At 52.3% G+C, this 19,140-nt stretch carries 22 protein-coding genes; 8 read left to right on the forward strand and 14 right to left on the reverse strand.

Annotation, left to right across the window (positions count from 1 at the left end; all coding sequences use genetic code 11):
• Window positions 1-17 precede the first annotated feature (17 nt).
• The 3 genes from rimM to ffh form a co-directional block, all read right to left on the reverse strand.
• A complete protein-coding gene (rimM, locus tag AC1WNR_RS14330; RefSeq protein WP_481645168.1) occupies window positions 18-551 on the reverse strand; it encodes a ribosome maturation factor RimM in 534 nt (177 codons plus the stop codon).
• Window positions 552-565: 14 nt separating this feature from the next.
• Window positions 566-814, reverse strand: a complete 249-nt coding sequence (rpsP, locus tag AC1WNR_RS14335) for a 30S ribosomal protein S16 (RefSeq protein ID WP_481645169.1) — start codon at window positions 812-814, stop codon at window positions 566-568.
• Window positions 815-1,005: 191 nt separating this feature from the next.
• Window positions 1,006-2,397 carry a signal recognition particle protein gene (gene ffh / locus AC1WNR_RS14340; RefSeq protein WP_481645170.1) on the reverse strand — a complete coding sequence of 464 codons (1,392 nt, stop codon included), beginning with the start codon at window positions 2,395-2,397 and terminating at the stop codon, window positions 1,006-1,008.
• 184 nt (window positions 2,398-2,581) lie between these two features.
• On the opposite strand from ffh, the gene AC1WNR_RS14345 reads away from it, so the two are divergent.
• Window positions 2,582-3,385, forward strand: a complete 804-nt coding sequence (locus AC1WNR_RS14345; protein ID WP_481645171.1) for a cytochrome C assembly family protein — start codon at window positions 2,582-2,584, stop codon at window positions 3,383-3,385.
• 67 nt (window positions 3,386-3,452) lie between these two features.
• Window positions 3,453-4,724, forward strand: coding sequence for an HlyC/CorC family transporter (locus AC1WNR_RS14350; protein WP_481645172.1), 1,272 nt, complete (start codon window positions 3,453-3,455; stop codon window positions 4,722-4,724).
• Here AC1WNR_RS14350 and AC1WNR_RS14355 read toward each other — a convergent pair.
• Window positions 4,721-4,909 carry a DUF1289 domain-containing protein gene (locus tag AC1WNR_RS14355; RefSeq protein ID WP_481645173.1) on the reverse strand — a complete coding sequence of 63 codons (189 nt, stop codon included), beginning with the start codon at window positions 4,907-4,909 and terminating at the stop codon, window positions 4,721-4,723. The genes AC1WNR_RS14350 and AC1WNR_RS14355 overlap by 4 nt on opposite strands.
• Complete coding sequence (locus AC1WNR_RS14360) at window positions 4,906-5,505, reverse strand: CoA pyrophosphatase (RefSeq protein WP_481645174.1); 600 nt, start codon at window positions 5,503-5,505, stop codon at window positions 4,906-4,908. The genes AC1WNR_RS14355 and AC1WNR_RS14360 overlap by 4 nt, the downstream gene beginning before the upstream one ends.
• Window positions 5,506-5,612: 107 nt before the next feature.
• On the opposite strand from AC1WNR_RS14360, the gene AC1WNR_RS14365 reads away from it, so the two are divergent.
• Together AC1WNR_RS14365 and AC1WNR_RS14370 are read left to right on the forward strand one after the other, a co-directional pair.
• Window positions 5,613-6,194: an NUDIX hydrolase gene (locus tag AC1WNR_RS14365; RefSeq protein WP_481645175.1), complete on the forward strand. Its 582-nt coding sequence runs from the start codon at window positions 5,613-5,615 to the stop codon at window positions 6,192-6,194.
• Window positions 6,191-6,514 carry a helix-turn-helix domain-containing protein gene (locus AC1WNR_RS14370; protein WP_481645176.1) on the forward strand — a complete coding sequence of 108 codons (324 nt, stop codon included), beginning with the start codon at window positions 6,191-6,193 and terminating at the stop codon, window positions 6,512-6,514. The genes AC1WNR_RS14365 and AC1WNR_RS14370 overlap by 4 nt, the downstream gene beginning before the upstream one ends.
• Here AC1WNR_RS14370 and AC1WNR_RS14375 read toward each other — a convergent pair.
• The 3 genes from AC1WNR_RS14375 to AC1WNR_RS14385 all read right to left on the reverse strand — a co-directional run bounded on the left by AC1WNR_RS14375 (window position 6,500) and on the right by AC1WNR_RS14385 (window position 7,945).
• A complete protein-coding gene (locus tag AC1WNR_RS14375) occupies window positions 6,500-7,048 on the reverse strand; it encodes a histidine phosphatase family protein (RefSeq protein WP_481645177.1) in 549 nt (182 codons plus the stop codon). The genes AC1WNR_RS14370 and AC1WNR_RS14375 overlap by 15 nt on opposite strands.
• Window positions 7,049-7,122: 74 nt before the next feature.
• The gene (locus AC1WNR_RS14380; protein ID WP_481645178.1) at window positions 7,123-7,506 is read right to left on the reverse strand and encodes an NGG1p interacting factor NIF3; all 384 of its coding nucleotides are present in this window, start codon (window positions 7,504-7,506) and stop codon (window positions 7,123-7,125) included.
• Window positions 7,454-7,945, reverse strand: a complete 492-nt coding sequence (locus AC1WNR_RS14385) for a MarR family winged helix-turn-helix transcriptional regulator (RefSeq protein WP_481645179.1) — start codon at window positions 7,943-7,945, stop codon at window positions 7,454-7,456. Before AC1WNR_RS14385 ends, AC1WNR_RS14380 begins: the two co-directional genes overlap by 53 nt.
• Before the next feature lie 242 nt (window positions 7,946-8,187).
• Between AC1WNR_RS14385 and AC1WNR_RS14390 the strand changes: the two genes are divergently transcribed.
• From AC1WNR_RS14390 to AC1WNR_RS14400, 3 genes are all read left to right on the forward strand, one after another.
• Window positions 8,188-9,189, forward strand: coding sequence for a glycine betaine ABC transporter substrate-binding protein (locus AC1WNR_RS14390; protein WP_481645180.1), 1,002 nt, complete (start codon window positions 8,188-8,190; stop codon window positions 9,187-9,189).
• A 65-nt stretch (window positions 9,190-9,254) separates the two neighbouring features.
• Window positions 9,255-10,142 (forward strand): ABC transporter permease, encoded by an 888-nt coding sequence (locus tag AC1WNR_RS14395; protein ID WP_481645181.1) that lies wholly within the window; start codon window positions 9,255-9,257, stop codon window positions 10,140-10,142.
• Window position 10,143: 1 nt separating this feature from the next.
• Window positions 10,144-11,175 (forward strand): quaternary amine ABC transporter ATP-binding protein, encoded by a 1,032-nt coding sequence (locus AC1WNR_RS14400; RefSeq protein ID WP_481645182.1) that lies wholly within the window; start codon window positions 10,144-10,146, stop codon window positions 11,173-11,175.
• A gap of 221 nt (window positions 11,176-11,396) precedes the next feature.
• Here AC1WNR_RS14400 and zapE read toward each other — a convergent pair whose 3' ends face one another.
• The gene (gene zapE, locus AC1WNR_RS14405; protein WP_481645183.1) at window positions 11,397-12,875 is read right to left on the reverse strand and encodes a cell division protein ZapE; all 1,479 of its coding nucleotides are present in this window, start codon (window positions 12,873-12,875) and stop codon (window positions 11,397-11,399) included.
• A 210-nt stretch (window positions 12,876-13,085) separates the two neighbouring features.
• Here zapE and AC1WNR_RS14410 point away from each other — a divergent pair, with 210 nt between their 5' ends.
• Entirely contained in the window at window positions 13,086-13,487 is a 402-nt protein-coding gene (locus tag AC1WNR_RS14410) for an NUDIX hydrolase (protein WP_481645184.1), read from the forward strand.
• 108 nt (window positions 13,488-13,595) lie between these two features.
• On the opposite strand, the gene dapB is transcribed toward AC1WNR_RS14410, so the two are convergent.
• From dapB to grpE, 5 genes are all read right to left on the reverse strand, one after another.
• Window positions 13,596-14,405 carry a 4-hydroxy-tetrahydrodipicolinate reductase gene (gene dapB / locus AC1WNR_RS14415; RefSeq protein ID WP_481645185.1) on the reverse strand — a complete coding sequence of 270 codons (810 nt, stop codon included), beginning with the start codon at window positions 14,403-14,405 and terminating at the stop codon, window positions 13,596-13,598.
• Window positions 14,406-14,430: 25 nt separating this feature from the next.
• Entirely contained in the window at window positions 14,431-15,252 is an 822-nt protein-coding gene (cysE, locus tag AC1WNR_RS14420; protein WP_481645186.1) for a serine O-acetyltransferase, read from the reverse strand.
• Between the two features lie 7 nt (window positions 15,253-15,259).
• Window positions 15,260-16,387, reverse strand: a complete 1,128-nt coding sequence (gene dnaJ, locus AC1WNR_RS14425) for a molecular chaperone DnaJ (RefSeq protein WP_481645187.1) — start codon at window positions 16,385-16,387, stop codon at window positions 15,260-15,262.
• A 103-nt stretch (window positions 16,388-16,490) separates the two neighbouring features.
• Window positions 16,491-18,413, reverse strand: a complete 1,923-nt coding sequence (gene dnaK, locus AC1WNR_RS14430; protein ID WP_481645188.1) for a molecular chaperone DnaK — start codon at window positions 18,411-18,413, stop codon at window positions 16,491-16,493.
• A gap of 103 nt (window positions 18,414-18,516) precedes the next feature.
• Window positions 18,517-19,101 carry a nucleotide exchange factor GrpE gene (gene grpE, locus AC1WNR_RS14435; protein ID WP_481645189.1) on the reverse strand — a complete coding sequence of 195 codons (585 nt, stop codon included), beginning with the start codon at window positions 19,099-19,101 and terminating at the stop codon, window positions 18,517-18,519.
• Window positions 19,102-19,140 lie beyond the last annotated feature (39 nt).

Raw genomic sequence — 19,140 nt, forward strand, 5'->3', positions numbered from 1 at the left:
AACTCAGGACCCAGCACTCAATAGTCTGAGCCCCAATCAACCCGAATAGTTTCGGATTCTAAATCAACCTTCTTAACCACCTGCTCAGGAACGTATGGAATCAACCGTGTTTCACGATCAACACTCTCAGCGTCCCCTTTGACTACCAGCACATCATTAGCGCCAGTCTCAAGTAGGTGGTCAACCCGACCCAGCAATTCGCCGGATTCGGTAATAACCTTTAGGTTCTGTAGCTGACTCCAGTAGTAGTCACCTGCATCAAGATTCGGTAGAGCCGACTTGGGAACTGCAATCTCCACTTCGCAGTAGAGGCGAGCAGCTTCAGGTGTATCTATGGTGTCTAGCTTCGCTATCAGACCTTTGCCCTGCTTCTTAACGGTCTTAACCTTTACCGGTTGCCACTCGTTTTTCAGCTTAACTAGCCAAGGCTTGTAGCTCTGTATGTTCTCCATTGGCTCAGTGTAGGAGTAAACCTTTACCCAACCCTGGATGCCGAATGGTGAGTTAAAACGCCCGAGGACAACAACGTCCTCTGCATTAAACTCTGACATACCCTTATCGAACCTTACTGCGCTTTACGTGCTTCTTTAACCAACTGGCCAACACGCTCACTCATCTGAGCGCCTTTGCCTACCCAGTAATCAACACGCTCCAGGTCAAGACGGAGTTTCTCTTCCTGACCACGCGCTACAGGGTTGAAAAAGCCCACCCGCTCAATAAAGCGGCTGTCGCGTGCAAAACGCGAATCTGCAACAGTGATGTGATAGAACGGCTTCTTTTTAGCGCCGCCACGAGACAAACGAATAGTTACCATGCAAGGTCCCCTTTACTTCGCGGGATGGGTTTTGAGATCGCCCATCATTGTTGTTTCTCCGCCTACTTCAGTTATTCAGTGAATTACCCAGGCAGACGGAGGCCTAAATTAAATAGGGCGTGGATTCTACGCGAACTCCACGCCCGTTAAAAGTCTTTTGTATAGATTTTAGACAGTTACTGAAAAAGTGATCAGAAACGCGGAAAACCGCCACCGCCGCCCATGCCTGGCGGCAGCATACCTTTCATGCCGCCCATACCGCGCGCCAACTTAGCCATACCGGACTTGGAGCCGAACTTCTTCATCATCTTGGCCATCTGCTTGTGCTGTTTTAGCAGGCGGTTGATGTCCTGAATACTTGTGCCAGAACCTGCAGCAATGCGGCGTTTGCGCGAGCCCGAGATGATATCTGGGTTGCGACGCTCTTTCATCGTCATCGAATCGATGATGACAGCAAACTGCTTCATTCCCTGCTCAGCCTGAGCGGACTGTGCAGCCTGCGCCAACTGCCCCATACCCGGGAGCTTCTCCATCATGGACATCATACCGCCCATGTTGTTCATCTGATTGATCTGGTCACGGAAGTCTTCGAGGTCAAAGCCCTTACCCTTAGTGACCTTCTTCGCCAGCTTCGCCGCTTTGTCTTTATCGATCTTGCGCTCTGCTTCCTCGATCAGCGAGAGCACATCACCCATGCCCAAAATACGTGAGGCAACACGATCTGGGTGGAAGGGCTCCAGCGCATCAACCTTCTCACCGACACCGAGGAATTTGATTGGCTTACCGGTGATATGACGTACCGAAAGCGCCGCACCACCACGCGCGTCACCGTCAGTCTTGGTAAGAATCACACCGGTTAGCGGCAACACTTCATTGAAAGCGCTGGCAGTATTAGCGGCATCCTGACCGGTCATCGAGTCAACAACAAAGAGCGTCTCAACCGGTTTAACGGCTGCGTGCAGCTCTTTGATCTCCGCCATCATCGCCTCATCAACAGCAAGACGGCCGGCAGTATCGACCAGCAGCACATCGTGATGCTGAATACGCGCGTGGTTGATAGCGCCGTTAACAATATCGATTGGCTTCTGTTCAGCTGTAGATGGGAAGAAGTCGACAGAGACTTCATTCGCTAGGGTCTCAAGCTGACGAATCGCCGCCGGGCGGTACACGTCGGCAGAGACCACCAGCACCTTTTTCTTCTCGCGCTCGCGCAGGAAACGCGCCAGCTTGGCAACAGAGGTGGTCTTACCAGCACCCTGCAGACCGGCCATCATGACAACAGCCGGCGGCTGAGTAGAGAGATCAAGCTTGGCGTTCGCCTCACCCATCACTTTAACCAGCTCTTCATTAACGATCTTAACGAAGACCTGTCCGGGACTTAGGCTCTTGGCAACTTCTTGACCAACGGCACGCTCTTTAACAGCGCCTACAAAGGCTTTGACTACCGGCAGCGCGACATCCGCCTCGAGTAGCGCCATGCGCACTTCGCGCAGCGTATCCTTTATATTGTCTTCGGTGAGCTTGGCTTGGCCAGTGACTGAACGCAGCGTACTGGTTAACCGTTCCGTAAGATTCGCAAACATATCTATCCTTTGTGCACCGGTAGCTGACCGGTGCTTCTAAAACATAATTGCTGTGGATTATAACGCAGCGCCCGCCTCGGATTCACCCGTATATTTCCCGCAGCCTCTATTTGTGCCAAACTCTGACTCACTAATTCTGTAATACTGATCCAAATATCAACTATTTATCGGCCTGGAGTCTGTAATGCTGACGCTGCTCTCATTAGTCGCAATCGTGCTGTATCTCTTTGCAGCCGTACGTCAATGGCAGCGCCTGGGCTCAAACGGGAGCGAAAGTACCGGACTACGCGGGCAGATTCTTGCGAGCGGTACCCTTGCTTGGGTTTTGCAGATTAGCGTCACTGCGCAAATGCTGGTGCAGCACGATACTCTGAATCTGAGCATTTTCCCTACCGGCTCTCTGATCGCCTCGATTGTTGTGCTGATTCTTCTGCTGAGCAGCCTACGCCAGAAACTCGATAATCTCTTCATCGGGGTTTTCCCAATGGCGGCTCTAACGCTGCTTGCGACATTGATCTCGCCCGATAGCGCAGGAGCAAAGGCGTATAGTTTGGGTGTCATTGCTCACATCCTGTTATCGATCACCGCCTATTCGGTCCTGACACTCGCAGCCTTCCAAGCTATTTTACTATCGCGTCAGGAGCGCGCGCTGAAACAACACCATACCCGCGGGTTGGTGAATAGCCTGCCACCGCTTCAGGTGATGGAGAGACTGCTGTTTGAGATGATCTTTGCGGGCTTCCTGCTTCTCACCGCTGCGCTCATTACCGGCGCGCTGTTTACTGAAGATCTGTTTGCGCAGCATCTAGCGCACAAAACACTGCTTTCCATTATCGCCTGGGTCGTATTCGCCACTCTGCTGGGTGGTCGCATGCTGCTGGGATGGCGCAGCCGCACAGCGCTACGCTGGACTTTGGCGGGCTTTATCCTACTGATGCTCGCATTCTTTGGCTCCAAGGCGGTCCTAGAGCTTATTCTGGGAAGCTGATCAACGCTTGACAGCTTTGAGCGGAGTCCAGAGAATGTCTTCTCATTCATAACACAGGCCTACCACATTGGAAGACGCGTCGATAAGCTCGCTCTCGATCCTTCTTTTCGTTCTGATCCTTTGCTCCGCTTTCTTCTCTAGCTCAGAGACCGGAATGATGTCCCTCAACCGTTACCGGTTGAAACACATGGCGAAAAACAAGCACCCGGGCGCTCGCAATGCAAGCCGCCTGCTGGAGCGTCCCGATCGCCTCATTGGCCTGATTCTAATCGGGAATAACTTCGTTAACATTCTGGCCTCTGCAATCGCCACCGTGATCGCAGTGCGCATTTGGGGTGATGCCGGTATCGCTATCGCTACCGGTGCGTTGACGCTGGTGGTGTTGATATTTGCAGAAGTCACACCTAAAACACTGGCTGCAATGTTCCCAGAAAAGGTGGCTTTTCCCGCCTCCTATATTCTGGTGGTGCTACTGAAGATCTTCTACCCGCTGGTATTTGCCGTGAATATGATTACTAACGGCATTTTCCGTCTAGTGGGTATCAAAACAACTGGCGCTGATGCTCACAACCTTAGTACTGAAGAGCTGCGTACAATTGTGAACGAAGCGGGCGCACTGATTCCCGATCGTAACCAATCTATGCTGCTCGGCGTTCTTGAGCTAAACGATGTGACCGTCAATGACATCATGATTCCGCGCAACGAAGTTGAGGGGATCGACCTCGATCAGGATATGGAGCAGATCCTAGACCAGTTGGCACATACCCGACATACACGTTTGCCAGTCTACGAGGGTGATATCAACCAGATCTGCGGTGTCCTGCACATGCGTAACCTCGCGCAGCTTATCCAGCAAGGTAAATTGACCAAAGCGGCAATCACTGCGGTGGTGCATGAGCCCTACTTCGTTCCCGAAAGCACTCCACTACACACACAGCTTCTGAATTTCCAGAAGCAGAGTCGCCGTATCGGGATCGTGGTTGATGAGTATGGAGATGTTGAAGGGGTTGTGACCCTCGAAGACATTCTAGAAGAGATCGTCGGCGAGATGTCGCATGACGAAGCGCAAATCAACCAGGACATCCACCCTCAGGATGACGGCAGCTTCATTATTGATGGCCAAGCCTACATTCGAGAGATCAATAAGTCACTCAACTGGGATCTACCTACAGATGGCCCGAAGACATTGAATGGCCTGATTCTGGAGACACTCGAGTCACTTCCGGAGGCTAATGTCTGCATGCAGCTTGAGCACTATCGGATGGAAACACTGCAGATCAGCGACAACACGATTAAGACTGTTCGCGTTATCGCTTTGGAGCGAGACGAGGACGATTAAGCGTCACGCTCACCCGCTTCACGCTCACGAATACGCGCCCAAACGGCGCGTTTTTCATCTTCGGTAAAGAATCCCCACTCGGCAATCTCCATACCTGAGCGCATGCACGCAATACAGAGATCGCGCTCATCAAGCTGGCAGATACCGAGGCAGGGGTTGGGCACAGGTTTTACCGCCTCAGTCATGCAGTGCGCTCCGGCCGCGGTCGGGTAGGAATACCGGCATCCAAGCCGACATTCAGCAACTCTGCCAACGCCCAAGCAGTCAGCCCCCATATCTCGTACTGCTGGTATTGCCAGGAGGGAACAAAGCGCGTGCGCCCATCGACCATCGCAAATTTATCGATACGCGCGTTATCAAGATCAAGCAGAAAATTGAGCGGTGTTTTGAAAATCGCAGCTATCTCACCCGGGTTCGGGCGCAACTCTACGTTAGGATTAACCACGCCTACAAAGGGGGTTACGGCCAACTTGTGCAGAGAATAGATCTGGCTGAGCTCACCTAGCAGTTGTACCTGACCTGGCTCAACACCCACCTCTTCATGCGCTTCACGCAGAGCTGTTGCTAGTAGATTCTCATCCTCTGGATCGCGTTTTCCACCTGGAAAAGCCACCTCGCCGGCATGAGTAGATAGGCTACCGCCTCGCTGGGTGAGGATCACCTGCGGCTCAGGCTCATCTGTCAGCAGACAGATGACCCCCGCTTCGGCGCGCGGCTTTAGGTCACTGCTGAGTCGCCAAGGGCGGTGCTGCTGAAGTCGAGTTTGAAGCTGATCTAACATACCGTTAATCCTACACCCATTGAGCTTCAAAAACAGGCATTTAGGCTTGTGAGTCGCCTATACACCTGCCTAAAATGGGATCACAACAAGCTAATAAGAACTGACCCATGAATTACTGTAGCGAGTGTGGCAACTCGGTTGAGTTACGCATCCCTGAAGGCGACCATCTTCCCCGCCACGTCTGTACTGTCTGTGAGCTTATCCACTACTCCAATCCGCGCATTATCGCTGGCTGCCTGCCAGTGTACGGAGATAAGGTACTGCTATGTAAGCGTGATATCGAGCCACGCCTCGGTTACTGGACCCTGCCTGCCGGTTTCTTGGAGAACGGTGAGACTACTGAACAGGGGGCCATGCGCGAGACCTGGGAAGAGGCCTTAGCGACCGTTGAGATTCTCTCGCTGTACACGATTACATCCATCGTGCACGTTAATCAGGTCCAGATGTTCTATCTCGCGCGCCTGCTCAAACCTGAGTTTGGCCCAACAAGCGAATCTTCAGAGGTACGCCTCTTCAGTGAAGACGAAATCCCTTGGGATCAGCTCGCGTTTCCAACCGTAGTAAACGCCTTGCAGCGCTTTTTTGCCGATCGCCGGGAGTCCGGGCGCTACCCGCTCTACCGCATCAGCCTCAATCGTCACGAACCGGAGTCCAATGAGCTGCTGAGCCAACGCGAGGTAGAGCTGTGAAAGACTCGAAGGCGGCCAAAGCCTTTCAACGTAAACTGCTAATTGCTTGGTGCATCGGACAGCAGGCGACTAACCTCACCGGTCTACAGAAAATCACGGGCATGCCACGCCGAACCCTACAGGACTGCATCAAAGATCTCGACGATGTTGGCATCATCTGCCAATTCCATCAGCAAGATGACGCACGGAACAATCAGGGCGAGTACCGTATTGAGAGCTGGGGACCGATTGAACCTAACTGGGTGAACAACCAGATAGGCGCTATTGCCAAATCACTTAACATCAACCTGCTACCGCTAGACGACTTACCAACTCCATGACTCTGAGCGCGTAGTCTTCGAGTTATACAGCACAATACCGCCGCTTGGAGGCGATATACCGGTCGCCGCAGAGATCACCACTTGGTGAGTGACGAGTACAACCAACTCCGTGCCCGATAAAGTGGTTAAATAGGCGTCCAGTTTCTCTAGCGTCTGCTCGCGGTTGGCATAGCCTTGGAAGAAGGAGTTTAGCCCCGAGAAGGTCGACCAGTTTCCAAGGTCCAATAGGTCCGCTGTTTCGGCGCAGCGACACCACTGACTCGACAGCACCTCGTCAAAATCGAGCCCGGTCGCTCTGAGCTTTGCGCCGATATCTCGTGCCTGCGCACGACCCTGATCATCCAAGTTGCGCTGTGTTTCACAGCGTTCAATATCAAAGTTATTAGGGTCACCAAACCCCGGAGCTAAAGCGTGGCGCATAAAGATCACATTAGCCCCCGAGGTCTCAATCCGCTCGCTCAGAGATTGCGCATGCACAGGTATAGACAGTGGCAGTGCAATAAATAGCACCAACCTAAGCAGTAGATTACTCATCAAAGTCTCCGAATAGTCATTTGTAGTGGCTACGCGACCAGTAAGAGCTTCGATTAATCTGTAATCAAAATTAGTCAATCAAGATGAGAAGGGTCTACGAGTTTGACGAGATCATAGGCGACCTCTTCATAGGGGTGTGCCGCCAGAAGCGCTGCGATAGCTGCTTTGATATCGTCCGGCGCACAGATCATCTCAACACGCCACTCGCTTACTTTCTCAAGTTGGCCAATGGAGCCGATGGCGGGACTAGCGTTATTTACAGGGCGGAACTGACCTGTGCCGAGGGTTTGCCAACAACACTCCTGGTAGTCGCCTTGACGCCCAGCACCGGCTGCAAATAGAGCACTTTTGACCGGCTCTAGATCTGCATCTGGCACGAAGAAACTGAGTTTGAACATAGAGAAGTTAAGCGATGGGGTTTGGCGCTGCTTCGGCGATATCAAGCATCGGAGCGGCATCTATCGACTCCGCATCCATCATCTGAGCCAGTTTACCCAAAGTATCAACCAAGCTCTGCTGCTCTTGGATTGGCAGCTTGTCGAAGCGTGCGATGAATCGCTCGTGCAATAAAGCCGGTACGGAGTGCAGAATTGTCTCGCCCTCCGGCAGCAGACGGGCATTAACCACCCGTTTGTCGCGTGCTGAACGTACGCGAACTACCAGGCCACGCGTCTCTAAGCGGTTTAGGATCGTGGTAACTGTGGCTTGGCTCAGGGAAACCTCTTCAGCCAAACGCTTGACTGTCACATCCCCAAGGGTCCCGATCGAGCGCAGCACCATCACCTGAGGAATCGTCAGACCCGAGCTTTTGGCTATGCGCTTGGACTGAATATCAGTCGCACGGATGATGCGCCTAAGCGCAACCAACACATCCTGAGCTTGATACTGATCCGCCATAGAAAGCTTCCTCAAAATCCTTAAACGGTAATCGCCGAATTAAATCAAAACCGACGCAATTTTGCTTCAAATTTATTCGAGCCATGGTGATTAGAGCACAAATAATTAGAGCTATAAAGATTTGAATTCTAATTATTAGACCTGTTAGTATCAAATACACTTTGAATAGGAGTCCGAAGAGTCACCTGACAATTCGGCTCCAAAGAAGAATAAATCAAACTGTTTTAAACACGGGAGCAACAATGAAAAAGCAGATTCTTGCCGTATCACTCCTTGCAGCCAGCACGGGTGCATTTGCCGGTGGTCATGCACCTTGTGGTGACGTCGTAATTGGTGAAATGAACTGGGCTAGTGGTGAATTCCTCGCTCGAGTTGATGGATTTATCATGGGCGAAGGCTACAAGTGTAATGTTGAGTACCTGACAGCGGGTACTATGCCGCAGATCACGTCGATGACTGAGAAGGGCACTCCAGACATCGCTTCTGAACTCTGGGCTAACGCTGCCGCAGTCGCTATCGATGCAGCAGTTGCTGAGAACCGTCTGGTCAAACTAAACCCAGCGCCTATCACCGGTGCAGGTGAAGGCTGGATGGTAAGCGCGGCAGCCGCTAAAGCTCATCCCGAACTGAAAACAATCGACGACATCATCGCGCGTCCTGATCTGTTTCCACACCCTGAAGACCCATCTAAGGGTGGTCTGCACAACTGTCCTTCAGGCTGGGGCTGTCAGCTAGCAACAGCCAACCTCTTCCGCGCATTCGATATGGAGGCGAAAGGTTGGAAACTGATTGATACTGGTTCAGGTGCAGGCCTAGATGGCTCTATCGCTAAAGCGAGCGAGCGCAACGAGAACTGGCTCGGATACTACTGGGCACCAACTACCCTGGCGGGTAAGTACGATCTGAAACTGGTTGATTTCAACTCAGGCTTCGATCAGGACCACTGGGATAACTGTATTGTTAAGCCCGTAGAAGAGTGTGATTCACCGAAGCGCAGCACCTGGACTGTATCTGAAGTGGTTTCACTGGCACAGGTAGACTTCACTGAGCGCGCTCCAGCAGTTGCTGAATACGTGAAGGCACGTACATTTGATGCTGACCTGCTGAACAAGTACCTGACCTACATGGCAGACAACCAGGCGTCTGGTGAGGAAGCTGCTGAAGAGTTCATCCTGAACGAAGAGGCGACTTGGTCTACGTGGGTATCGGAAGATGCCGCTGCCAACATCAAAAAAGCGCTCTAAATTGTAGTAATTGCAGAAACGACTGAGCGTGATGCTCGGTCGTTTTTGCGTATGTAGAGAAGTTTATGGATTGGTTAACCGAATTTCCTGAACTCGGACGTCGCGATCTGCGCGACTTTCGAAAAGGTATAGATGAAGGATTTAAATCCTTTACCCGCGAATATGGTGAGGGTATTGAGAATTTCTTTGATCCTCTGCTGCAATTTCTAATCTGGCTAGAGAAGTTACTGCTCGCAACGCCTTGGCCACTGTTCATTCTGATTGTTGCCGGCCTTGGATGGCTTGCCAGTCGCAGCATCAAAATCGTCATTGGCTCCGCAGTCAGCCTATTCCTGATCGGCTACCTAGGCATGTGGGAAGATACAATGAGTACGGTAAGTATCATCATTGTCTGCACACTGCTCTGTATCGGTCTGGGCCTACCAATTGGCATTATGATGTCGCGTTCAAATCGAGCCCAAGCGATCGTTACGCCGGTTCTCGATGTTATGCAAACGATACCCAGTTTCGTCTATCTGATACCCGTTGTAATGCTGCTCGGTATCGGCAAAGTACCGGGTTTGATCTCAGTTGTTATCTACGCACTGCCGCCGATGATTCGCCTGACTAACCTTGGTATTCGCCTGGTAGATCGCGAAGTTCTGGAAGCGGCTGATGCCTTCGGTGCAAGCCCGTGGCAAAAATTGACTCAAGTACAGATACCGCTCGCACTGCCGAACATATTCGCCGGTGTGAACCAGACCATTATGATGTCTCTGGCCATGGTTGTTATCGCATCGATGATCGGTGTGACCGGACTTGGTCAGCCTGTACTCAAGGCAATTTCAAACCAGTATCTCGCGATGGGCCTGTTGAACGGCTTGGCAATCGTTGCGCTGGCTATCATCTTCGACCGCATTAGCCAGAGCTACGGCAAGCGTCTACAAAACTACCGCGGTGGCCAGGATGAGTGATATGGAAACCAAGATTGAGATCAAGAACCTCTACAAGATCTTCGGAGACGATCCACAGTCCATGATGGAGAAGGTGCGTGCAGGTGTTACCAAGGACGCGCTGAACGATCAGTACAACCACGTCTTGGGCCTCAGCGATATCAACCTGAAGATGCCAGCCAAAGGCATACAGGTTGTTATGGGGCTATCGGGCTCGGGAAAATCGACGCTGATTCGACATATCAACCGACTGATCGAACCGACGGCCGGTGAGGTATGGATAGACGGCGAGAACGTGCTCGCGATGAACGAGAAGCAACTGCGAAACTTCCGTCGTAACCGTGCGTCCATGGTTTTTCAAAAATTCGCCCTGCTACCGCACAGAACGGTGATGGAGAACACCATCTACGGTCTAGAGATTCAGGGGATGCCCGAGAAAGATGCCAAGAAGCAGGCAGCCCACTGGATTGATCGTGTGGGATTGTCGGGTTACGAAGAGAACTACCCAGGCCAGCTATCGGGGGGTATGCAGCAGCGTGTCGGTCTGGCGCGTGCGCTAGCGACTGATGCAGACATCCTCCTGATGGACGAAGCCTTCAGTGCACTTGACCCGCTGATTCGTACCGATATGCAGAATATCCTGCTGGACCTTCAGAAAGAGCTACACAAGACCATCGTGTTCATTACACATGACCTAGAAGAGGCACTGCGCATTGGTGACCAGATCGCTATTCTGCGTGACGGCCAAGTCATTCAACAGGGTACGCCGCAACAGATTGTACTCAAGCCACAGGATGACTACATCGCCGACTTCACCAAGGATATTAACCGCGGGCGTGTGATTCAACTGAAGACGATCATGCACGCACCCAATGACAAACCGGGTCCGGAACTGTCTGGCGATATGTTGGTTGAAGATGCAGCCCAGCTGGTGACAGAGTCGCCGTCATCTCAAGCTCGTGTGACTAATGATGCGGGCGAGGTTGTAGGCGTTGTTGGTATTAATGACTTGATTCGTGCAATGGCTCGTCCGGACCTTGAATCCCGACTTTAGGCACGAAACTCGACTCCAACTAAAAGCCAGCGATTACGCTGGCTTTTTTAATTATCAGTCACTCAAAGAGCGCTTTGCGCAATGCCCGACGGCTTACGGCACATAGCTGCCTTATCGTGTCATTCTGCTGCGCCGAATAACCCTCCTACAAAACGCTGTAGGAGGCTTGTGAGGCGAAGCCGAACGAGGCGATCTGATGGCCGCAAAAGGGGCGTGAAACGTCATTGCCGTCCCCATTCCTTTCCACCCATTTCTACCAATCTAGACGCGGCTCGTCGAAAGGAGAAGGCGAGATCATTTGCGGCCGATAATTGTGCCAGTGACGCGCCCATTCGACCCGTCGCCGACCACTCCATATGTTCACCCTCTCTGGTTCGAATCATGGTCGTCGCAAAGGAGCTCGAGTTTCCCCCTTTCTCACTGACAAATAGTTCCTCGTTTACATCGCTGCTTTCTACTTGCGCTTCAAAATCGACAAATAATTCATCCAGTGGGACGCTTGCCGCCAGCACTAAGCGGGTGCGAGATTCATAACAGACGTCAATGAGAGTCACGAATCGTCGTGCTTCGTCGAGGCGATTGGCATCTAATTGCGGCACGTGGTCCAAGATGAGGACCGGAAATCGGTCGCAGAGGGAAATATAATCTGCCGCGCCGAGCGGCTGGTAGCATAACTCGGAAAAGTGAAACCAGGCGCACCGGTCATTCAATCGTGTCACCTGAACGGTGCGACCGAAGAGCACGTGAATGACCTCGGCCTCAGTTCTGAATGCTGTGGCACCAAATATTTCTCTCAACTGCGCCTGCGCGTTGTTATCACTACCATTTTCGCCATGAACATCCTTGTTTGACCAAAAATAGGAACGACCATCGGCTCGAGTTTCGAGTCGATAATCCTTGGCGGAATCCTCCATGGATATAATGTCGAACCTGTGTTTCAACATATCTATGAATGGCAAAAAGAGAGACCGGTTAAGGCCTCCCTCATACAAGGCATCGGGGGCGCGATTCGAGGTGGCCACCACCACGACATTCCAGTCCAGCAATAACAGGAAAAGTCGTTTCAAAATCATGGCATCGGCAACGTCTGTCACTTGAAATTCATCGAAACAGAGGAGTTGGGTTTCCTGTGCCAATTGCTGCGCGATTATAGGGATCGCATCATTTCGGGGGTGCTGCTGTTTGTAGACAAAGATTCGATGATGGACGTCTAGCATGAATTCATGAAAGTGGACGCGGCGTTTGGTAATTTTTGCGTGTTTGAGGCTGCGGCTGCCATTATTAAAGCCGGAATCATCAGGAGCATTAACCGACGCGTAGAAGAGATCCATTAGAAAGCTCTTGCCGACCCCGACCGATCCATGAATGTAAATGCCTCGCGGTGGAGGACCAAAAGACCACAAATGGAACTTCTTTCGAAGAAAGGACCGAACAGTTACCAAAGATCGCGCCACTAACAGTGGGCTGTTGCTGGTAGAGCTGCCCTCTATCGGTTTCTCGGAGCGCACAGGTACTGGTGGGAGCGAGGTGAGAGACTGGTGTAGAGCATCGAGTTTTGCTGCCAGAGCGACTTGCGCCTCATCTCGTCGCACCTCCCCCGCATCCACCTTGCGTTCGTACGCCGCTGTCACGGGGCCTGTCGAAAGGGACCGCGGAGCGACGCGATGTTGTGCTGCCATATTCTTCATCACCGCTTTCATCAGGAAAGGTCCGCTCTGGTTTGTTAGCGGCCAAATCAACAACCTAATATGTCGGACGGACCTACGCAGACTGAGGCCTCTCGGGTCAGTCTCGTCGCGTCGAACCGTTTATTGCTCCATCGTCTATTCTTACCCGTAGCATCTCAATGCAATTTAGTTTGCATGCGAACGCTTATTTCACACAGCAATAGTGCGGAGTTATGTATATTGATGATGAATGTTCCTCCGACCCAAGCTGCCAGTTGCGTCATCAAAGATGATTTTAACCGCCTACTCTTGATTAAACGTGCCAATCCACCCCAGCAAGGACGCTGGTCACTTCCCGGAGGGCGCGTTGAAGCGCAAGAATCATTAGAGTCAGCAGCCAGACGCGAGGCTCGAGAGGAGACGGGCTTGGACGTGGAGATAATCATGAAACTCGGTTCCGTAAACCTTGGAGTTGACGAGGGGTACAACTACGAAGTTCACCATTTTCTTGCGCGTACTATCTCAGGAAATCTGCAAGCGGGAGATGATGCAGCGGATGTCGGCTGGTTCTCAACAGAAGCTCTAAACAACTTAGAACTGAGTACCGACTTGCTGAAATACCTAGCGCCTTACCAAGTGCTGTAACGCTTTATCGCAAGCCTGGTATCAGGACAGAATAGGACATCAAGACAAAAACAAACCCGCCGCGGTCTCCCGGGGCGGGTTCTAAAAAGGAACAACAACTCGGATATACTACCTCAAATTGAGCACATCTTGCATGTCATAAAGACCGGTTTCGCGATCTTTTAGCCAGCCTGCCGCGCGAACCGCGCCTTTGGCAAAGGTCATTCGATTCGATGCTTTATGTGTGATCTCGATACGCTCGCCCTCTGTCGCGAAGAGCACGGTGTGATCGCCAACCACATCACCAGCACGAATAGTCTCGAAGCCAATCTGCTTCTCTGGACGCGCACCCGTCTGACCCTCACGGCCGTAGACGGCACACTCTTTAAGGTCTCGACCCAATGCATCGGCAACAACTTCACCCATGCGCAGTGCGGTGCCTGAGGGTGCATCAACTTTGTGGCGGTGATGCGCTTCGATCACTTCGATATCGTAGCCGCCATCATCGCCAAGGGCTTTGGCAGCAACTTCAAGCAGTTTGAAACAGAGGTTAACACCAACCGACATGTTCGATGCGAACATAATCGCAATTTTATCAGATGCCGCCTGCAGCTCAGCCTTCTGCTCATCAGTCAGACCGGTAGTACCGATCACCATCTTTTTACCAGCTGCCGCGCAAGCTTTTAAATTCGCCAGGGTAACAACCGGCGCTGTAAAGTCGATCAGTACGTCAAAGTCATTGATCACAGCTTCCAGAGAGTCACTCAGCGCAACGCCCAGCTTGCCCTGACCCGCTAGCTCGCCGGCATCAGCGCCCGCTAGAGAGCTACCCGGTTCAACAATCGCTGCACTCAAAACCAGACCCTCAGCCTGATTTACAGCTTCAATTAGGGTACGTCCCATACGGCCGGCTGCGCCGGTCACTGCTACACGAATCATCTGTAATTCCTGTGAAAAATAAATTCTATTCGACGGCTGAGCCGTTCAAGCCCTGATCCATATCGAGCGCTGGCATCTCAGACTGGGTACAGGCAACCACTTTGGCCGGTACACCAGCCACGGTGGTGTGAGCCGCAACGGCTTCCAACACAACGCTGCCGGCTCCGACTTTGGCGCCTGTACCTACTTCGATATTGCCAAGAATTTTGGCACCCGCGCCAATCAGCACGCCGGCTCGAATTTTAGGGTGGCGATCGCCCGACTCTTTACCCGTCCCCCCAAGAGTGACCGACTGCAGAATTGAGACCTCGTCCTCAATAACACAGGTCTCACCCACGACAATACCGGTGGCATGGTCAAACATCACACCGCGCCCGATACGCGCCGCAGGGTGGATATCAACCTGTAGAACAGCACTCATACGGCTCTGTATATATTTGGCCAGTCCCTGACGGCCCAGACTCCACATATGATGAGCAACCCGGTAAGCCTGCAGTGCGTGGAAGCCTTTGAGGTAGAGCAGTACAGTGCTGTAGTCGTTAACAGCGGCGTCTCGGGTGTAGACCGCAAGAAGATCCGCACAAGCGCACTCGATCAGCTCTGGCCGGCTGTCGTAAGCCGTTTCAAAGATCTCCCGCATCGCCACCGCTGACACTACCGCATCTGACAACTTCTCGGCTAACAGATACGACAGAGCTGCGCGCAGTGAACTGTGGCTGACAATCGTAGCGTGGTAGAAGCTACTCAGAAGTGGCTCACGTCCCATCTCAGTTCGCGCTTCATCTTGAAGCGCCTGCCACACGCGTGCGACATCTAGTTCTGCCACTGGCTCTACTGCTTGTTGCATACTGACCTCAGGTCATATCCTCAAAAAACTTCTTCACTGAATCGAAGAAGCCGTGTGATTTGGGCGCGTGCTTCTCGTGCCCTTTGGTCTCAGACTGAAACTCCTCCAACAGTTCACGCTGACGCTTAGTCAGGTTAACCGGAGTCTCCACCACAGCTTTGACCATCAAGTCACCCACCGCACCACCACGGACCGGTTTGATACCCTTGCCGCGTAGGCGGAACATCTTGCCAGTCTGAGTCTCCGCTGGAATCTTCAGCTTAACGCGACCGTCTAAGGTTGGCACGTCTAGCTCGCCACCAAGGGCTGCGTCGACAAAGCTGATTGGAACTTCACAATACAGGTGTTGGCCATCACGTTCAAAGATCGGGTGCTGACGCACGTTAACCTGAACATAGAGATCGCCTGCAGGGCCACCATGACTGCCCGCTTCACCCTCGCCAGAGAGACGAATGCGATCGCCGGTATCTACACCTTCGGGGATCTTAACCGAAAGCGTCTTAGTCTTCTCAACACGGCCCTGGCCGTGACAGCTGTTACACGGATCGCTGATCACCTTGCCTTCGCCATGACAGGCTGGACAGGTCTGCTGTACCGAGAAGAAGCCCTGCTGCATGCGCACCTGGCCTACACCGCCACAAGTGCCACAGGTCTTGGCGTTGGTACCGGGCTTGGCGCCAGAACCACCACAGGGCTCACAGCTTACGTAGGTTGGAACCTTCAGTGTCTTCTCACAACCGCGTACCGCCTCTTCTAGAGTCAGGTCGAGGTTGTAACGCAGATCTGCGCCGCGACGCACATTAGAGCGACGGCGGCCACCGCCACCTCCGCCGAAGATATCACCAAATACATCACCAAAGATGTCGGAGAAGCCACCCTCGAAGCCGCCGCCACCGAAGCCACCCTGGCCATCAACGCCGGCGTGGCCATACTGGTCGTATGCCGCTTTCTTCTGAGCATCCGATAGCACTTCATAGGCTTCGCTGATCTCTTTAAACTTCAGTTCAGCGTCCTTGTCATCCGGATTGCGATCGGGATGGTACTTCATCGCCAGACGACGATAGGCCTTTTTAATCTCAGCATCCGATGCGCCTTTTGACACACCCAAAAGCTCGTAATAATCCTGCTTATCCATAATCCGTAATCATCCGGTTTGGTTAAAACTTTATTGGCTCAGATATGACAACGCGGGAGCTCTCGCCCCCGCGCTGTAACATCGGTCAAAAGCCAGGGCTGAATTACTTCTTGTCGTCTTTGACTTCTTCGAACTCAGCGTCCACTACATCGTCGCCAGCGTCGCGTGGTGCCTCTTCTGCACCCGCTTCGCCGCCTTCAGCCGCAGCGGCATCAGCGTACATCTTCTGAGCAACACCTGAGATCGCCTCAGTCAATGCTTCAGTCTTCTGCTCAATCGCCTCTTTGTCGCTACCTTTCAGAGCTTCTTCCAGCTCAGTGATAGCAGTTTCGATCGCAGCTTTCTCTTCGTCAGACGCTTTGTCTTCCGCATCCTTCATAGTCTTGCGAGCGGTGTGAACCATCGCATCACCCTGGTTGCGCGCAGCGGTCAACTCTTCGAACTTCTTGTCCTCTTCAGCGTGCGCTTCAGCATCCTGAACCATCTGGTCGATCTCGTCATCGCTCAGACCAGAAGAGGCCTTGATCACGATAGACTGCTCTTTGCCAGTCGCCTTGTCTTTAGCCGATACGTTCAGAATGCCGTTCGCATCGATGTCGAAGGTTACTTCAACCTGTGGCACACCGCGTGGTGCTGGCGGGATGTCCGCAAGGTCAAAACGGCCCAGAGATTTGTTCTGTGCAGCCTGCTTACGCTCACCCTGTACCACGTGGATGGTTACCGCAGTCTGGTTGTCATCGGCTGTAGAGAAGACCTGAGACTTGCGTGTTGGGATCGTTGTGTTCTTGTCGATCAGCGGCGTTGCAACACCACCCATGGTTTCGATACCCAGAGTCAGTGGAGTAACGTCCAGCAGCAGTACGTCCTTAACGTCGCCGGACAGTACCGCACCCTGGATCGCTGCACCCATAGCTACAGCTTCGTCTGGGTTAACATCTTTACGTGGCTCTTTACCGAAGAACTCAGCAACCTTCGACTGCACCATTGGCATACGAGTCTGACCACCTACCAGGATAACGTCTTGGATTTCAGAAGCCGACAGACCAGCGTCCTGCAGTGCGATACGGCAAGGCTCGAGTGAGCGCTGAACCAGATCTTCCACCAGTGACTCTAGCTTAGAGCGGCTCAGTTTCACGTTAAGGTGCTTAGGACCTGCAGCATCAGCTGTGATGTACGGCAGGTTCACGTCAGTAGACTGTGAAGTCGACAGCTCAACTTTAGCTTTCTCACCCGCTTCCTTCAGACGCTGCAGCGCCAGCGGATCGTTGTGTAGATCGATACCAGACTCTTTCTTGAACTCATCAGCCAGGTAGTTGATAACTGCAAGGTCAAAGTCTTCACCGCCAAGGAAAGTGTCACCGTTGGTTGCCAATACTTCGAACTGGTGCTCACCGTCAACATCAGCAATCTCGATGATTGAGATATCGAAGGTACCACCACCGAGGTCGTACACAGCGATAGTACGGTCACCTGCACCTTTGTCCAGGCCGTAAGCCAGCGCCGCGGCTGTTGGCTCGTTGATAATACGCTTAACTTCAAGACCCGCGATCTTACCGGCATCTTTAGTTGCCTGACGCTGTGAATCGTTGAAGTACGCTGGTACCGTTATAACCGCTTCAGTGACAGTTTCACCGAGGAAGTCTTCAGCGGTCTTCTTCATCTTTTTCAGCACTTCAGCAGAGACCTGCGGCGGTGCCATCTTGTTGCCTTTTACCTCAACCCAAGCGTCACCGTTGTCCGCTTTGGCGATTTTGTAAGGCACCATTTTGATATCTTTCTGAACGACGTCATCTTCAAAACGACGACCGATCAGACGCTTGATCGCAAACAGTGTGTTGTCTGGGTTAGTAACCGCCTGACGCTTAGCAGACTGACCTACCAGAGTCTCACCGTCGTTAGTGTACGCGATGATGGATGGTGTGGTGCGATCGCCTTCAGCGTTCTCAATAACGCGAGTCTTTTCGCCGTCTAGTACTGCGACACAGGAGTTGGTGGTACCCAGGTCAATACCGATAATCTTACCCATGTTTATCTCCAATCTTTACTAAGTCTCTGGGTCTGCCAGAGCGATAAATTTTTAACCTTAAACCCTATATGGGTATGCAAATTCGAACTTCAAGTGGTGGCAATTAACCTTTTGCCACCATCACCATCGCTGGGCGAATCAGGCGACCATTCAATAGGTAACCTTTCTGCATAACCGCCACGACGGTATTAGGTTCAGCATCCCCCGCATCGACCATAGACATTGCCTGATGGTGCTCTGGATTAAATGCTTCACCCTGAGGGTTCAGAACTTCAACGTTGAACTTGGCAACACCGTCGATGAACATCTTGTGCGTCATCTCGACGCCTTCGCGCAATGTTTTAACCGCTTCGTCGTCACCCGTTGCGGCGTCAATCGCACGCTCTAGGCTATCAACTACCGGCAACAACTCATTGGTAAAACGTTCCAGCGCAAACTTGCGCGCCTTCTCAACTTCCTGCTCTGCGCGACGGCGCTGATTAAGGATCTCAGCCTGTGCACGTGGTTCTAGTTCAGCGAGCTGCTTCTGCAGTTCATTGATTGTTGCCTCAGCCTCTGCCAGCGCTACGGTCAACGACTCGACACTAGGCTCTTCAATCTCCACTGAATCAGCAGATTCTGCTTCAATTTCTGCACCAGCCTGCTCTTCGAGTTCTACCTCTGGGGCTTTTTGATCTTCATTGGACATGCCAAGTCTCTCCGAATTCGTTTCAAACTTGTCAGCTAT

It is taken from the genome of Marinobacterium marisflavi, from assembly GCF_982447095.1.

Excerpts from the sequence above, each read along its gene's own strand:
- cysE (WP_481645186.1), bottom strand. The coding sequence starts at position 15,252 with ATGCAACAAGCAGTAGAGCCAGTGGCAGAACTAGATGTCGCACGCGTG.
- AC1WNR_RS14360 (WP_481645174.1), bottom strand. The coding sequence starts at position 5,505 with ATGTTAGATCAGCTTCAAACTCGACTTCAGCAGCACCGCCCTTGGCGA.
- dnaK (WP_481645188.1), bottom strand. The coding sequence starts at position 18,413 with ATGGGTAAGATTATCGGTATTGACCTGGGTACCACCAACTCCTGTGTC.
- dapB (WP_481645185.1), bottom strand. The coding sequence starts at position 14,405 with ATGATTCGTGTAGCAGTGACCGGCGCAGCCGGCCGTATGGGACGTACC.
- rpsP (WP_481645169.1), bottom strand. The coding sequence starts at position 814 with ATGGTAACTATTCGTTTGTCTCGTGGCGGCGCTAAAAAGAAGCCGTTC.
- AC1WNR_RS14380 (WP_481645178.1), bottom strand. The coding sequence starts at position 7,506 with ATGCCGCTCCGATGCTTGATATCGCCGAAGCAGCGCCAAACCCCATCG.
- rimM (WP_481645168.1), bottom strand. The coding sequence starts at position 551 with ATGTCAGAGTTTAATGCAGAGGACGTTGTTGTCCTCGGGCGTTTTAAC.
- grpE (WP_481645189.1), bottom strand. The coding sequence starts at position 19,101 with ATGTCCAATGAAGATCAAAAAGCCCCAGAGGTAGAACTCGAAGAGCAG.
- dnaJ (WP_481645187.1), bottom strand. The coding sequence starts at position 16,387 with ATGGATAAGCAGGATTATTACGAGCTTTTGGGTGTGTCAAAAGGCGCA.
- AC1WNR_RS14365 (WP_481645175.1), top strand. The coding sequence starts at position 5,613 with ATGAATTACTGTAGCGAGTGTGGCAACTCGGTTGAGTTACGCATCCCT.
- AC1WNR_RS14400 (WP_481645182.1), top strand. The coding sequence starts at position 10,144 with ATGGAAACCAAGATTGAGATCAAGAACCTCTACAAGATCTTCGGAGAC.
- AC1WNR_RS14390 (WP_481645180.1), top strand. The coding sequence starts at position 8,188 with ATGAAAAAGCAGATTCTTGCCGTATCACTCCTTGCAGCCAGCACGGGT.
- ffh (WP_481645170.1), bottom strand. The coding sequence starts at position 2,397 with ATGTTTGCGAATCTTACGGAACGGTTAACCAGTACGCTGCGTTCAGTC.
- AC1WNR_RS14395 (WP_481645181.1), top strand. The coding sequence starts at position 9,255 with ATGGATTGGTTAACCGAATTTCCTGAACTCGGACGTCGCGATCTGCGC.
- AC1WNR_RS14375 (WP_481645177.1), bottom strand. The coding sequence starts at position 7,048 with ATGAGTAATCTACTGCTTAGGTTGGTGCTATTTATTGCACTGCCACTG.
- AC1WNR_RS14385 (WP_481645179.1), bottom strand. The coding sequence starts at position 7,945 with ATGGCGGATCAGTATCAAGCTCAGGATGTGTTGGTTGCGCTTAGGCGC.
- AC1WNR_RS14410 (WP_481645184.1), top strand. The coding sequence starts at position 13,086 with ATGATGAATGTTCCTCCGACCCAAGCTGCCAGTTGCGTCATCAAAGAT.
- AC1WNR_RS14355 (WP_481645173.1), bottom strand. The coding sequence starts at position 4,909 with ATGACTGAGGCGGTAAAACCTGTGCCCAACCCCTGCCTCGGTATCTGC.
- AC1WNR_RS14345 (WP_481645171.1), top strand. The coding sequence starts at position 2,582 with ATGCTGACGCTGCTCTCATTAGTCGCAATCGTGCTGTATCTCTTTGCA.
- zapE (WP_481645183.1), bottom strand. The coding sequence starts at position 12,875 with ATGAAAGCGGTGATGAAGAATATGGCAGCACAACATCGCGTCGCTCCG.